The organism is Tabrizicola sp., from assembly GCF_034366665.1.
GTDB lineage: Bacteria > Pseudomonadota > Alphaproteobacteria > Rhodobacterales > Rhodobacteraceae > Tabrizicola.
Map to the genome: position 1 here is coordinate 27,806 of NZ_JAXMMF010000015.1, position 14,635 is coordinate 42,440.

Here is a 14,635-nt window from a genome sequence, read left to right on the forward strand (position 1 = left end):
AGGCCTTTATCAACTGTCTTCTGACCGGTGATTGGCCCGGCAGGTGCGGTTGCTTCGGCGTCAAAGCGCTGCATTTTCTGCAATGCAGCAGATAAGGCCGCCCCGCACCTGTCAATCTGTCTTCACCGCACCATATATGTTGAAGCGGGCCATCCGTCCGCACCAAAGGACTTTCATGAACATTGTTGAAACTGCGGCCGGTAACCCGGCTTTCTCGACGCTTGTTACCGCTTTGACTGCGGCCAACCTGACCTCTGCCCTTGGCGGCACCGGCCCGTTTACCGTCTTCGCCCCGTCGAATGACGCCTTCGCCAAACTGCCTGCTGGCACTGTCGAGGACCTGGTCCTGCCCGCCAACAAGGACAAGCTGGTGGCGATCCTGAAGCTGCATGTCGTCTCGGGCACGCACATGGCGTCGGAGTTCACCGACAAGACTGCCGACATCGCCACTCTGGGCGGCGAGAAAGTCACCGTCACCGGCAAGGACGGATCGGTCCATGTCGGCGCGGCCAAGGTCAGCTCGGCTGACGTCGCGGCATCGAACGGGGTGATCCACGTGATCGACACCGTCCTGATGCCCGCCTGACCTGACGGTCCGGGCCATAAAGAGTGCAGGGGGCCGGTGGCCCCCTTTTTCATGGCGGTGCGGGGGAAAGCCGGGGCAGGCCGCGACCTACTGCAGCGACTTCAGCCGCTCGGCTTCGGCCTTGCCGATGCGGTAGTGGCCGGTCATCGGATAGGCGAACAGGATGTCCTCTTCCTTGGCCCCGGCCCCGATGTTGTGCAGGATCAGCGGCACGCCCGCATCCGTCCGGCGGTCCGAGACGATGCCGATGTGGTCCAGGTTGCCGGGCAGCTTCCAGCTGATGATGTCGCCGGGCAGAAAAGGGGTCGGGCCTTCGTCCAAAGGAACCTCGGCCCCGATGCGGGCGAAGAGGGTCCGCAGGTTCGGCACCCGGCGGTGGTCGATGTTGCGGTCGGGCCGGCTCAGACCCCAGAACGCCGGGTAAGCCGCGAAATCGGTCTTCATGTCCCGGTTCACCGCCAGTTGCAGGTCGATCCCCCAGGCATCCCTCAGCGCCCGGATCACCACGTCGGTGCAGACGCCCCGGTCGCGGGGCAGATCGCCGCCCGGAAACTCCAGCGTCACATAGGCCGGATCATAGGTCATGGTCACGCCAACCTGGTCGCGCGCCGCGGCGGTCAGGCGTGAGGGTTCCGACCCCGCGAAGGCGGGCGCGGCAAGCGCAATGGACAGGATCAGGGCCAGGATACGCATGGGACGAATCATGCCCTGTTCACGCGCCCGTGGGTAGTCCGGATTTCCCGTGATCGGGACGGGCTGGCACCTTTCCGCCGGGGTCGGTAATAGGTGCGTGATGGCGATCACCCTCACCTCTCTGGCCGATCTGGCGACGCATGGCTTCGATGACATCATCGACGTGCGCGCGCCCGCCGAATTTGCCGAGGATCACCTGCCCGGCGCGATCTCGCTTCCGGTGCTGGATGACGAGGAACGGGCGCGGGTGGGCACGATCTACAAGCAGGTCTCCCCCTTTTCCGCCCGCAAGATCGGCGCGGCCCTGGTGGCGAAGAACGCCTCGATCCATCTGCTGGGGCCTTTGGCCGACAAGCCGGGCGGCTGGCGTCCGCTGGTCTATTGCTGGCGGGGTGGCCAACGCTCGGGGTCCTTCGCGACGATCCTGTCCCAGATCGGCTGGCGGGTCGAGACTTTGGTCGGCGGCTACAAGACCTGGCGCGGCCTTGTGGTGCATGAGGTTTATGACACCCCCGTGAGGGCGCCCGTCGTCGTGCTGGACGGCAATACGGGGTCCGCCAAGACTGACGTGTTGAACCTGCTGCCCGGCTTCGGGGTGCAGGTGATCGACCTTGAGGGGTTGGCGAGGCATCGTGGGTCGCTGTTCGGGTCCGTGGGTCCGCAGCCGTCGCAGAAAGCCTTCGAGGGGGCTTTGGCGCTGGCTTTGGCGGGGCTCGACCCCTCGCGGCCCGTGGTGGTCGAGGCGGAAAGTTCCAAGATCGGCAATTGCCGCCTGCCGCCGGAAATCTGGAAGGCGATGGTCGCGGCCCCCCGGGTGGCGATTGCCGCGCCAAGGCCGGTGCGGGCGGAGTATCTGGCGCGGGCCTATGCCGACCTGACGTCGGACGCGGGGCGGCTGGCGGCAACGGTGGGCCTGTTGCGCCCGGCGCATCCGGCCGAGGTGATCGAGCAGTGGCTGGGGCTGGCCGCGTCGGGTCAGTTCGCCACTTTGGCCGATGGGTTGATGGAACGGCACTACGACCCACGCTACGGCAAGCACCGCGACCGGATGGCGGTGCCTTTGGTCGAGGTCGCAGCGCCCGACCTGCGGCCCGAGGCTTTGCCAGGGATCGCCGCCCAGGTGGCCGAGGCAGTGAAGCGGCTGGTCTGAAGCGGCGGAACATGGCAGTATGTTCTGCCTTTGTTCATGCTCGAGTCGCTGCCCGTGCCCTTCGTCGAACTCTCTGCCTTGACGAATTTCACCTTCCTCACCGGGGCATCGCACCCCGAGGAGATGATCTTGCGCGCCGCAGAAATGGGGATGGCGGCGATTGCGGTGGCCGATGTGAACTCGGTCGCGGGGATCGTGCGGGCGCATACCAAGTCGCGCGAGCTGGCGCGGGACGGTGGGCCAAAGGTGCGGCTGATCCCGGCGGCGCGGGTTGTGCTGGCGGACGGGTTCCAGGTGACCTGTCTGCCGCGCGACCGGGCGGCCTGGGGGCGGCTGTCGCGGCTGCTCAGCCTGGGCCGCTTGCGGGCGGTGAAGGGGCAGTGTCGGCTGGAGCTGGCGGACCTGATGGAGTGGGGCGAGGGGCTGGAGCTTCTGGTGCTGCCGCCCGACCAGCGCCTGACGCTGGCTGCGGTGGGCGAGGTGATGGAGGGGCGGCTCTGGCGCGGGCATGTCGCGCGGCTGGCGGCGCGGTTTCCGGGGCAGGTAAGCCTGGGGATGGCGCCGCGCTATGACGGGCAGGACGCGGGGCGGTTCCAGCGGTTGGCCAAGGTGGCTTCGGCGCTGGGCGTGCCCACGGTGGCGACGGCGCTGCCGTTCCTGCACCACGGGCGGCGGCGGCGGCTGGCCGATGTGCTGACGGCGATCCGGCTGGGGGTTCCGGTGGACAAGCTGGGCCGCAAGGCGCTGCCGAACAATGAAGGCCGCTTGCGGTCCGAGGGCGAGATGCTGCGGCTGTTTGCCGGGCATGAGGCGGCGGTGGCCCGGGCCGGTGAGGTCGCGGCGCGGGCGGCGTTTTCGCTGGACGAGCTGCAGTATGAATATCCGTCCGAGGTATCGGGCGGGGAAACCGCGTCCCAGCGGCTGGCCCGGCTGGCCGAGGCGGGGTTGGAGTGGCGCTATCCCGAAGGCCCCCCCGACCGGGCGCGGGCGCAGATGGCGCATGAACTCGCCCTGATCGGGAAGCTGCGGTACGAGCCTTATTTCCTGACGGTGCATGATATCGTGGCCTTCGCCCGGGCGCGCGGCATCCTGTGCCAGGGGCGGGGGTCGGCGGCGAATTCGGTCGTCTGCTATGCGCTGGGCGTGACGTCCGTCAGTCCGGAAATCGGGACGATGGTGTTCGAGCGCTTCATCAGTGAGGCCCGGAACGAACCGCCTGACATCGACGTCGACTTCGAACATGAGCGTCGGGAAGAGGTGATCCAGCACATCTACGAACGCTACGGGCGGCACCGGGCGGGGCTGTGTGCCACGGTGATCCACTATCGCGGCAAGCGGGCGGTGCGCGAGGTGGGCCGCGCGATGGGGCTGTCAGAGGATACCTTGGCCGCCATGTCCAGCCAGATCTGGGGCTGGGGTGGGCCAGGCGCGGTGACCGAGACGCGGCTGAAGGAGATCGGGCTTGACCCGACGGACACGCGGCTGGTCCAGACCATGCAGCTGATCGACGAGATCCAGGGGTTTCCCCGGCATCTGTCCCAGCACGTCGGCGGGTTCATCATCACCGAGGGCCGCCTGGATGAGCTGTGCCCCGTCGAAAACGCCACTATGGAGGACCGGACGGTCATCCCCTGGGACAAGGACGACATCGACACGCTGAAAATCCTGAAGGTGGATATCCTGGCGCTGGGGATGCTGAGCTGCATCCGCAAGGCCTTTGACCTTCTGGACAAGCACCATCACCAGCGGTTTTCCCTGGCGACGCTGCCGCCCGAGGACCCTGAGACCTACCGGATGCTCTGCCGGGCGGACTCGCTGGGGGTGTTCCAGGTGGAATCCCGGGCGCAGATGAACTTCCTGCCCCGGATGAAGCCCCGGTGCTTCTACGACCTGGTGATCCAGGTGGCGATCATCCGGCCGGGGCCGATCCAGGGGGATATGGTGCATCCATTCCTGCGGCGGCGGAACGGGCAGGAGCAGGTGAGTTTCCCCTCGGACGAGCTGGGAAAGGTGCTGGGCAAGACGCTGGGGGTGCCCTTGTTCCAGGAACAGGCGATGCAGATCGCCATCGTCGGCGCGGGGTTCACGCCCGATGAGGCGGACCGGCTGCGGCGGTCCTTGGCGACGTTCAAGAAGCACGGGTCGGTCAGCGAATTCCACGACCGGTTCATCGGGGGCATGCTGGCCAAGGGCTATGACGAGGACTTTGCCCGTCGCTGTTTCGCGCAGATCGAAGGGTTCGGGAGTTACGGCTTCCCCGAAAGCCATGCGGCCAGCTTTGCGCTTCTGGTCTATGCCAGCGCCTGGATCAAGCGGCACCACCCCGGCATCTTCGCCTGTGCGCTTTTGAACTCCCAACCGATGGGGTTCTACGCCCCGGCCCAGATCGTCCGCGATGCGCGCGAACATGGCGTCACCGTTCTGCCGCCCTGCATCCAGGCCAGCCATTGGGACAACCGGATGGAATGGCTTGACCGCGCGGGGCGGTCGCCGGAACTGGCCCTGCGGCTGGGGTTCCGGCAGATCAAGGGCATCGCCGAGGAGGAGGCGCGCTGGATCACCGGGGCGCGGGGGAACGGCTACCTGACGGTCGAGGATGTCTGGCGCCGCGCTGGTGTCGGCCCCGCGACGCTAAGCAGGCTGGCCGAGGCGGATGCCTTCGCCGCGCTGGGCCTGTCGCGCCGCGATGCGCTGTGGGCGGCTGCGGCGCTGGCCAAGGACGAACCGCTGCCCTTGTTCGCCACCGACATCGAGGGCGAGGGGATCATTGAGCCCGCCGTCCGCTTCCGCGAGATGACCACGGGCGAGGCGGTGGTCGAGGATTACGTGTCGATGCGCCTGACCCTGCGGGCGCATCCGATGGCGCTGCTGCGTCCCTGGCTGGACGCTGCCTGAAACGGGGAGCCGTCGTCGCGGCCATCGAGGCCCCGCCAACGGCGCATCCGCGGGACAGGCGGAAACCGCAACATCTTGGGGATAACGGGGCAGGGATCGGCCATATGCGGGGGCATCGGGTTGACTCCTGCCGCCCCTGGCGGGAACATCGCCCACCCGACTCGGAAGTGACCCCTTGCGTCTGACCCGCCTGCGCCTCAACGGCTTCAAAAGCTTTGTCGACCCCACGGATCTGGTGATCCATGAGGGGCTGACCGGCGTTGTCGGCCCCAACGGCTGCGGCAAGTCGAACCTGCTGGAGGCGCTGCGCTGGGTCATGGGCGAAAACCGCCCCTCTGCCATGCGCGGTGGCGGGATGGAGGATGTGATCTTCAACGGCGCCGCGACGCGGGGGGCCCGCCACTTTGCCGAGGTCGCACTGGTGATCGACAACCAGGACCGCCTTGCGCCTTCTGGCTTCAACGACGCCGACCAGATCGAGATCGTCCGCCGGATCACCCGCGACGCCGGGTCCGCCTACCGCTGCAACGCCAAGGATGTCCGCGCGCGCGACGTGCAGATGCTGTTCGCCGACGCCTCCACCGGGTCCCATTCCCCGGCCCTTGTGCGTCAGGGGCAGATCTCGGAACTGATCAACGCCAAGCCCAAGGCCCGCCGCCGGGTGCTGGAGGAAGCCGCCGGGATCAGCGGGTTGTATGCGCGCCGGCACGAGGCGGAACTGAAGCTGTCGGGGGCCGAGCAGAACCTACTGCGCGTCGATGACGTGCTGGAGAACCTGGCGCAGCAGCTGTCGGTCCTGACCCGGCAGGCCAAGCAGGCGGCGCGGTATCGGGAGATTTCCGAGGAGTTGCGCAAGTCCGAAGGCATGCTCCTTTGGCGGCGCTGGCGCGAGGCGGATGAGGCGCGAAGCCAGGCCGAGGCGGCTCTGCGTGAGCGGCTGATCGCCCAATCTCAGGCCGAAGCGGCGTCGCGTGGTGCGGGCAAAGCCCGTGAGGCCGCCGAAGACGCCCTGCCGCCAAAGCGCGAGGAAGAGGCCATCGCGGCCGCCATCCTGCAGCGTCTGGTCCTGCAACGCGACGCGCTGGGCGACCAGGAGGCCCGCGCGCTGGCGCAGATCGATGCCTTGCGCGGCCGGATCGACCAGCTGACTCGCGACATGGACCGCGAGGCCGGTCTGAACCGCGACGCGGGCGAGGTGATCGAGCGGCTGGAATGGGAGATCGAACAACTCGCCCGCGCCCATGACGGGCATGACGAAAAGCTTGCCGAAGCCGTGGAGGCCGCGCGCGAAGCCGGGGCGGTGCTGGCGGAACGCGAGACTGCGCTCTCTGAACTGACCGAAGACGCGGCACGGCTGGTGGCACGGCACCAGTCGACCCAGCGGATGCTGGCGGATACGCGGTCCGTGCTGGAGCGGGCGGAAGATCAGGCCGGAACAGCGCGCGAGGCCGTTGCCTCTGCGGCCGGTGCGCTGGAAGCGGCGGGCGAGGCCTTCGACGCGGCCGAAGAGGCGCAGGAAGCTGCGTTGGCCGAAGGCGAGGCGACCGAGGCGGCGCTGGAAGCGGCCGAAGTGGCGCGCGGCGAGACACAGGGGCGTGAAGCCGAAGCGCGGGCGGCGCGGTCCTCGGCCGAGGGCGAGGCGAATGCCTTGCGGGCCGAAGTTGCGGCTCTGGCCCGTCTGGTGGAACGGGAATCGCAGGCCGGGCATCAGCTGCTGGACCGGCTGGAGGTGGAGCCGGGCTACGAGAAGGCGCTGGGTGCGGCGCTGGCGGACGACCTTCGCGCGCCCGAGGTGACCGCCGACGCGCGGTCGGGCTGGGCGGTGCTTGCCCCCTATGACCAGGCGCAACCCTTGCCATCGGGCGCCGAGCCTTTGGCGATGCATGTGAAAGCGCCTGCGGTCCTTGCGCGTCGGCTCTCGCAGATCGGGTTCGTCAGCCGCGAACAGGGGTTTGTGCTGCAAGCCAGCCTGCGTCCCGGCCAGCGCTTGGTCAGCATCGAGGGCGACCTCTGGCGCTGGGACGGGTTCCGCGCCGGGGCCGAGGATGCCCCCTCCGCGGCGGCGCTGCGCTTGCAGCAGCTGAACCGCCTGGTGCAGATTAAGCGCGACCTTGAAGACGTCGCCGCCCGTGCCGACGGTGCGCGTCAGGCGCATGAGTCCCTGCAAGCCCGGCTGGCCGAACTCGCCACCGCTGACCAGCGCGCTCGCGATGCTCGCCGCGCCGCTGATGCCCGGCTGGCAGAAGCGAATCGCGCGTTGGCCCGTGCCGAGGCGGATCGCTCCATCGCCGGCGGCAAGCTTGAGGCCGCGAAGCTTGCCGTCAGCCGGTTCGAGGACGAAGCGATGGCCGCCCGCGCCCGGCTGAAAGAGGCCGAGGCGGCAGTGGCAGAGCTTGGCGATCTCGACTCCGCGCGGGGGGCCGTCGAGGCCGCGAAGATCACCGTCGAAGCGGCACGCATCACCATGATGACGCGGCGGTCGTCGCAGGACGAAGTGCGACGCGAGGGCGAGGCCCGGACCCGCCGCCGTCAGGAAGCGACGAAGGAACTCTCCGGCTGGAAGCACCGACTGGAAACCGCCTCGAAGCGCACCGAAGAACTGACTGAACGCCGCGCCGAGACCGCCGAGGAACTGGCCGAGGCGATGCAGGCCCCCGAAGAAATCGCAGCCAAGCGCGACGAGCTGGTCGATGCCATTGCCGAGGCCGAAGAACGCCGCCGCAAAGCCGCCGATGCCCTGGCCGGGGCCGAGGGCGCCTTGCGTGAGGCGTCGATGGCCGAACGCGAAGCCGAACGCGTCGCCGGTGAGGCCCGCGAAACCCGTGCCCGTGCCGAAGCCCGCCTCGATGCTGCCCGCGAAGGCGTGGCCCTTGCGGCCGAACGGATCGCCGAGGAAGACGACCGCACCCCCGACGAACTTCTGACCAGCTTGCGCACCGACCCCGACAAGATGCCCGACGCCGAGACGCTGGACCAGGACGTCGGCCGCCTGAAGCGCCAGCGTGAGGCCTTGGGCGCAGTGAACCTGCGGGCCGAAGAGGACGCCAAGACCGTCGAGGCGGAATATGACGCGCTGGCGGGCGAAAAGGCGGACCTGGAAGAGGCGATCAAGAAGCTGCGCGCTGGAATCGCGGGCCTGAACAAGGAAGGCCGCGAACGGCTGCTGACGGCTTTCGAACAGGTCAACGCCAACTTTTCCACCCTCTTCACCCACCTTTTCGGCGGCGGCGAAGCCCGTCTGGTCCTGGTCGAATCCGACGACCCGCTGGAGGCCGGCCTTGAAATCCTCTGCCAGCCCCCCGGCAAGAAGCTGGCGACCCTCAGCCTCCTCTCCGGCGGGGAACAGACCTTGACCGCGCTGGCCCTGATCTTCGGCGTCTTCCTCGCCAACCCCGCCCCGATCTGCGTGCTGGACGAGGTGGATGCCCCCCTCGACGACGCCAACGTCACCCGCTTCTGCGACCTTCTGGACGAAATGACCCGCCGCACCGAAACGCGATTCCTGATCATCACCCACCATGCCGTCACGATGGCCCGGATGGACCGTCTCTTCGGCGTGACGATGCAGGAACAAGGGGTGTCGCAGCTTGTCAGCGTCGACCTCAAGAAGGCCGAAGCGCTGGTCGCGTAAGACGGTATAGGTTAGTTAACCATCCGCCCTTACCCCTGACCCGGCCGCAAACCCTTGCGGTGAACGGAGGTGAGGAAACTGGAGGAAAAGCACTACCGAAAGTGGATGGTGTGGATCGCGGCGGCAACGCTGCTGGTCACCATCATCCGCCTTCTGATCGGGGCCTGACCCTGAAATGAAGGAGACCCGTCGGGGGTGCCACCCCGCCGGGTCGTTTTCAAGGTGAGGACCCTGAAAGATAGTCACTACCGAATGCTTAGGATGATGGGCATTCCTTGCCAAATTGTAAAGTCCGACGCGGGCGCTTGGTTAACTGGTTGGAAAGCAGAATCAGTCAGAACGGTCCGTGAACAAACCGTACCCAAGGGCTGAACATGCAGATGCTCCTTTCCACCACCACGATCCTTGTCCTCTTCGCCTGGGCGCAGGAAGAGGTTGCCAAGCTGCCCCCCGCCTGGTCGCCCTTCTCGGCCATCGAACAAGCCGCCCAGCCCTGACCTCACGTTCGCGCGCCGTGGCGAAAACGGCGGAGCGGATGGCGAAAACCGACGGCATCCTGCGGCCAGACCGGCCTAAAACCGGAGGTAAGCAGGAGAGACCACCGTGCGCTATTCCGGATTTCGCGTTATCGCCGAGGCACTGACCGGCCACAAAGGCTGGAAACCCGTCTGGCGCGACCCCACCCCGCAAGCTGACTACGACTACATCATCATCGGTGGCGGCGGCCACGGGTTGGCGACCGCCTACTACCTTGCCAAGGAATTCGGCCAGGCCCGCATCGCGGTCTTGGAAAAGGGCTACCTTGGCGGCGGCAACGTGGGCCGGAACACCACGATCATCCGGTCCAACTACCTTCTCGATGGGAACGAGCCGTTCTACGAATTCTCGCTGAAGCTGTGGGAGGGGCTGGAGCAGGACTTCAACTACAACGCGATGGTTTCGCAGCGCGGGATCATCAACCTGATCCACACCGATGCGCAACGCGACGCCGCCACCCGGCGCGGCAATGCGATGATGATGCACGGCGCGGATGCCCGGCTTCTGTCCCGCGACGACGTGCGCCAGATGTATCCCTGGCTCAACTTCGACAACGCTCGCTTCCCGATCAAGGGCGCCCTGATGCAGCCGCGCGGCGGCACGGTGCGCCATGACGCCGTGGCCTGGGGCTATGCGCGCGGGGCTGACCAGCGCGGCGTGGACCTGATCCAGAACTGCGAAGTCACCGGCATGCGGATCGAGAATGGCCGCATCCGGGGGGTCGAAACCACCCGAGGCTTCATCGGTGCCAAGAAGGTCGGCGTGGCGGTCGCCGGGTCCTCCTCCAAGGTCATGGCCCATGCCGGAATGCGCCTGCCGATCGAATCCCACGTGTTGCAAGCCTTTGTTTCCGAAGGCCTGAAGCCCCTGATCGACGGCGTGATGACCTTCGGGGCGGGGCACTTCTATGTCTCCCAGTCCGACAAGGGCGGCCTTGTGTTCGGGGGCGACATCGACGGTTACAACTCTTACGCCCAACGCGGCAACCTGCCGGTGATCGAGGATGTGGCCGAGGGCGGCATGGCCCTGATGCCCGCCATCGGGCGCGTGCGGCTTTTGCGCAGCTGGGGCGGGATCATGGACATGTCGATGGATGGCTCGCCGATCATCGACAAGACCCATGTCGAGGGCCTCTATTTCAACGGCGGCTGGTGCTATGGCGGGTTCAAGGCCACCCCGGCCTCGGGCTGGGCCTTCGCGCATCTCCTGGCGAAGGACGAACCCCACAAGACCGCCACGGCCTACCGTTTCGACCGGTTCCTCAAGGGGCTGATGATCGACGAAAAGGGCCAGGGCGCCCAGCCGAACCTGCACTGAAGGCGAATACGAATGATCATTCACCATCCGATCCTCGGCCCCCGCGACGCGCAGGAATTCGTCTATCTCGGCGACGCCTCCCTCATCGACCGGCCCGACGGCATGACCGCCGGGGTCGAGGTCTTCCACGACTACCTCTACAACCGCACCAACCCAGCGGGCGAACACAAAGAGCTGTGGTATCACGAACAGGGCGACCGCTCCTGGCTGGTCGTGACCCGCAACACCGTGACGCACGAGATCACATCGGTCGAACTCGCCCGCGATGTGGCCCGCGAACGGGGGCGCAGCAAATGACCCAATCGCACCGCATCACGGGCGGCCAGATCGACCGCACGAAGACCCTCCGCTTCACCTTCGACGGCATCCCCTACCAGGGCCATCCCGGCGACACTTTGGCCTCCGCCCTCCTCGCCAACGGCGTCCGGCTGATGGGCCGCAGCTTCAAGTATCACCGCCCGCGCGGCCCGATCTCCTCTGGTTCCGAAGAGCCGAACGCCATCGTCGAACTCCGCACCGGCGGCAGGCAGGAGCCGAACACCCGCGCCACGGTGGCAGAGCTTTACGAGGGCCTCACGGCCAACAGCCAGAACCGCTGGCCCTCCCTCCGTTTCGACGCGATGGGGATCAATGACAAGCTCTCCACCTTCTTCGCGGCCGGGTTCTACTACAAGACCTTCATGTGGCCCAAGTCCTTCTGGGAAAAGCTTTATGAGCCGATCATCCGCCGCGCTGCGGGCCTCGGCTCCGTCACGCGGGAGGAGGACCCGGACGAATACGACAAGGGCTTCCTGCACTGCGATCTCCTCGTCATCGGGGCCGGTCCCACCGGCTTGATGGCCGCATTGACCGCCGGTCGCGCAGGCAAACGCGTGATCCTCGCCGACGAAGATTTCCGCATGGGTGGCCGCCTGAACGCCGAGACGTTCGCGGTCGGCGACACCCCAGGCGCAGACTGGGCAGCGGCCACCGTCGCCGAACTGGCCTCAATGCCCAACGTCCGACTGATGACCCGCACGACGGTCGTCGGGGCCTTCGACCACGGCATCTACTCTGCAGTCGAACGCGTCTCCGACCACCTCCCCACCCCTGCTAAGGGCAAGCCACGCCAGATCCTCTGGCGCATCTACACCGGCAAGGCGATCCTCGCCGGAGGTGCCACCGAACGCCCCATCGCGTTCGAAAACAACGACCGCCCCGGCATCATGCTGGCCGGAGCCCTCCGCGCCTACGCCAACCGCTGGGGAGTCAAGGTCGGTGAGCGCATCGCGGTCTTCACCAACAACGACGACGGCATCCGCACCGCGCAGGACCTGAAGGCCAAGGGCGTCGACGTGGTCGCCGTCATCGACAGCCGTGCAGGCGGCGACCTCCTCCCCGGCATCCGCCATTTGCAGGGGGCTGGGGTCATCGACACCTCGGGCAAGCTGGGTCTGACGTCGATCACCATCCGTCAAGCGAACGGTCGTTCGGAAACCATCGCCGTGGACGCGCTGGGAGTCTCCGGCGGCTGGAACCCGAATGTGAATATCCACTCACATCACCGCTCCCGCCCGGTCTATGACTCCAGCATCGCGGCGTTTGTCCCCGGCAAGGACGGCCCCACCGGACTTCTGGTCGCGGGTTCCGCCGCAGGCCAGATGTCCACCCATAGCGCCCTGAAAACAGGCCGCGACGCCGCCATCGCCGCCTTCGACCTCACCACCGCCCTCGACCTGCCGCAGGCAGAGGACGCGCCGACCAGGATCACCCCCCTCTGGCACGTCGCCCACGGCAAGGGCCGCGCCTGGATCGACCAGCAGAACGACGTCACGGTCAAGGACATCAAGCTGGCCAAGCAGGAGAACTTCACCTCCGTCGAGCACCTGAAGCGCTACACCACGTTGGGTATGGCGACCGATCAGGGCAAGACCGGCAACGTCATCGGCCTGGCCGTCATGGCCGAACTTACCGGCCGTTCCATCCCCGAAACCGGCACCACGATCTACCGCCCGCCCTACACCCCTGTCGCAATGGGCACCCTTGCCGGCCGGTCAAGAGGCAAGGAGTTCAAACCCTTCCGCCTGACCCCCAGCCACCACTGGGCCAAGGAACAGGGCGCGATCTTTGTCGAGGTCGGCAACTGGCTGCGCACCCAATGGGTCCCGAAATCAGGCGAAACCGAATGGCGGCAGTCGGTCGACCGTGAGGTCCTCGCCACTAGAAAATCCGTCGGCATCTGCGACGTGACCACGCTGGGCAAGATCGACATTCAGGGCACCGACGCTGGCGCTTTCCTGGACAAAGTCTACGCCAACACCTTCTCCACCCTCGCCGTCGGCAAGTGCCGCTACGGCCTGATGTTGCGCGAGGATGGCATCGTCTTCGACGACGGCACCACGGCAAGGATGGGGCAGAACGAATACGTCATGACCACCACCACGGCCAACGCCGTGACCGTCTTCCGCCACCTCGAATTCTGCCGTCAGGTTCTCTGGCCGGATATGGACGTCCAACTCATCTCCACCACCGAGGCCTGGGCGCAGTTCTCGGTCGCGGGTCCCAACGCGCGGAATCTCCTCGCAAAAATCGTCGACCAGGACATCTCTGACGCCGCTTTTCCCTACATGGGGGCCGCAAACATCACCGTTGGCGGCCTGCGGGCACGCCTCTTCCGGATCAGCTTCTCCGGTGAACTCGCCTACGAAATCGCCGTCCCCACCCGCTATGGCGACGCCCTCCTGCGCGAGATGCTGGCCAAGGGCGCGGAATACGACCCCATCGTTTACGGCACCGAAGCCCTGGGCGTCATGCGGATCGAAAAAGGCCACGTTGCTGGGGGGGAACTCAACGGGCAGTCCACCGCGCTGAACATGGGCCTGGGCAAGATGGTGTCGAAGAAGAAGGACTCCATCGGCATGATCCTGTCCCAACGCGAGGGCATGACCGATGAAAACGGCTACCGCCTTGTCGGCGTCAAACCGGTCGACCCGCAGGCCAAACTGACCGCAGGCAGCCATTTCCTGGAAAAAGGCGCGGCCCCCGTTGCGGCGAACGATGGCGGCTGGCTGACCTCGAAGGTCTATTCGCCGCACCTTGGCTGCGACATTGCCTTGGGCTACCTCAAGGCGGGCGACACCAAGATCGGCCAACGGATGCGGATCGTGAACCTGCTCGCGGGCCTTGATACCGAGGTCGAGATCATCTCGCCCCACATGTTCGACCCGGAAGGAGAACGTCTCCGTGGCTAGTCTCATGGCAATGACCGCGCTTGGGCGGCGGGAACCCACGACCGTCACCCACGGACCGCTGACGATCAGCGAACGCATGGACGTCGCCCTCGCCTCGGTCGCCGCCCGCAAGGGCCGGATGGCTGACGTTGCAAAGGCCGCGCAGGCCGCAGGCGTCCCGCTTCCCGGCCCGGCCACGCACCAGCCGGGCACGCCCTACAGCGCCTTCTGGGTTGCCCCCGAGATGTGGTTCGTCGAGGCTCCCTTCGCCTCGCACGAACTGATTGCCGACCTTCTGAAGGCAGACCTTGGGGACGGGGCCAGCATCACCGAACAGACTGACGCCTGGGTCGCCTTCGACCTGGCGGCACCTGATGTTGCGCTGATCCTGGAACGCCTTTGCAACGTCGATTTCCGTTCTGTGCCAAATGGCTACGCGACCCGCACCGTGATGGAGCATCTGGGCGTCTACCTGGTGAAACACGGCCCAGGCACGGCGCGGGTCTATGGCCCCCGCTCCTCGGCCGAAAGCCTGCTGCACGCGCTTGAGACCACTGCGGCGTCCGTGCTTTAGGGATTATCTTGATACAGGACGTGTTTCCCGGTAGTGAAATCGT

Annotated in this window: 10 protein-coding genes; 9 read left to right on the forward strand and 1 reads right to left on the reverse strand. The window is 66.7% G+C overall.

The annotated features are described in order from the left end of the window. Positions 1 to 175 precede the first annotated feature (175 nt). Positions 176 to 586: a fasciclin domain-containing protein gene (locus U1E69_RS01835; RefSeq protein ID WP_322242346.1), complete on the forward strand. Its 411-nt coding sequence runs from the start codon at positions 176 to 178 to the stop codon at positions 584 to 586. 87 nt (positions 587 to 673) lie between these two features. Here U1E69_RS01835 and U1E69_RS01840 read toward each other — a convergent pair whose 3' ends face one another. Beyond that, positions 674 to 1,279, reverse strand: coding sequence for a DUF1287 domain-containing protein (locus tag U1E69_RS01840; protein WP_322242347.1), 606 nt, complete (start codon positions 1,277 to 1,279; stop codon positions 674 to 676). A 100-nt stretch (positions 1,280 to 1,379) separates the two neighbouring features. Between U1E69_RS01840 and mnmH the strand changes: the two genes are divergently transcribed. From mnmH to U1E69_RS01880, 8 genes are all read left to right on the forward strand, one after another. After that, positions 1,380 to 2,429, forward strand: a complete 1,050-nt coding sequence (mnmH, locus tag U1E69_RS01845; RefSeq protein WP_322242349.1) for a tRNA 2-selenouridine(34) synthase MnmH — start codon at positions 1,380 to 1,382, stop codon at positions 2,427 to 2,429. A 36-nt stretch (positions 2,430 to 2,465) separates the two neighbouring features. Continuing rightward, entirely contained in the window at positions 2,466 to 5,324 is a 2,859-nt protein-coding gene (locus tag U1E69_RS01850; protein ID WP_322242350.1) for an error-prone DNA polymerase, read from the forward strand. Positions 5,325 to 5,499: 175 nt separating this feature from the next. Continuing rightward, positions 5,500 to 8,955: a chromosome segregation protein SMC gene (gene smc / locus U1E69_RS01855; protein ID WP_322242351.1), complete on the forward strand. Its 3,456-nt coding sequence runs from the start codon at positions 5,500 to 5,502 to the stop codon at positions 8,953 to 8,955. A gap of 374 nt (positions 8,956 to 9,329) precedes the next feature. Beyond that, positions 9,330 to 9,452 (forward strand): hypothetical protein, encoded by a 123-nt coding sequence (locus U1E69_RS01860; RefSeq protein WP_322242352.1) that lies wholly within the window; start codon positions 9,330 to 9,332, stop codon positions 9,450 to 9,452. Between the two features lie 106 nt (positions 9,453 to 9,558). After that, positions 9,559 to 10,809, forward strand: coding sequence for a sarcosine oxidase subunit beta family protein (locus U1E69_RS01865; RefSeq protein WP_322242353.1), 1,251 nt, complete (start codon positions 9,559 to 9,561; stop codon positions 10,807 to 10,809). Positions 10,810 to 10,821: 12 nt separating this feature from the next. Beyond that, positions 10,822 to 11,106, forward strand: coding sequence for a sarcosine oxidase subunit delta (locus tag U1E69_RS01870; protein ID WP_322242354.1), 285 nt, complete (start codon positions 10,822 to 10,824; stop codon positions 11,104 to 11,106). After that, the gene (locus U1E69_RS01875; RefSeq protein ID WP_322242355.1) at positions 11,103 to 14,039 is read left to right on the forward strand and encodes a sarcosine oxidase subunit alpha family protein; all 2,937 of its coding nucleotides are present in this window, start codon (positions 11,103 to 11,105) and stop codon (positions 14,037 to 14,039) included. The genes U1E69_RS01870 and U1E69_RS01875 overlap by 4 nt, the downstream gene beginning before the upstream one ends. Further along, positions 14,032 to 14,592, forward strand: a complete 561-nt coding sequence (locus tag U1E69_RS01880) for a sarcosine oxidase subunit gamma (protein WP_322242356.1) — start codon at positions 14,032 to 14,034, stop codon at positions 14,590 to 14,592. The genes U1E69_RS01875 and U1E69_RS01880 overlap by 8 nt, the downstream gene beginning before the upstream one ends. Positions 14,593 to 14,635 lie beyond the last annotated feature (43 nt).

Excerpts from the sequence above, each read along its gene's own strand:
- mnmH (WP_322242349.1), top strand. The coding sequence starts at position 1,380 with ATGGCGATCACCCTCACCTCTCTGGCCGATCTGGCGACGCATGGCTTC.
- U1E69_RS01875 (WP_322242355.1), top strand. The coding sequence starts at position 11,103 with ATGACCCAATCGCACCGCATCACGGGCGGCCAGATCGACCGCACGAAG.
- U1E69_RS01870 (WP_322242354.1), top strand. The coding sequence starts at position 10,822 with ATGATCATTCACCATCCGATCCTCGGCCCCCGCGACGCGCAGGAATTC.
- U1E69_RS01860 (WP_322242352.1), top strand. The coding sequence starts at position 9,330 with ATGCAGATGCTCCTTTCCACCACCACGATCCTTGTCCTCTTCGCCTGG.
- U1E69_RS01840 (WP_322242347.1), bottom strand. The coding sequence starts at position 1,279 with ATGCGTATCCTGGCCCTGATCCTGTCCATTGCGCTTGCCGCGCCCGCC.
- U1E69_RS01835 (WP_322242346.1), top strand. The coding sequence starts at position 176 with ATGAACATTGTTGAAACTGCGGCCGGTAACCCGGCTTTCTCGACGCTT.
- U1E69_RS01850 (WP_322242350.1), top strand. The coding sequence starts at position 2,466 with ATGCTCGAGTCGCTGCCCGTGCCCTTCGTCGAACTCTCTGCCTTGACG.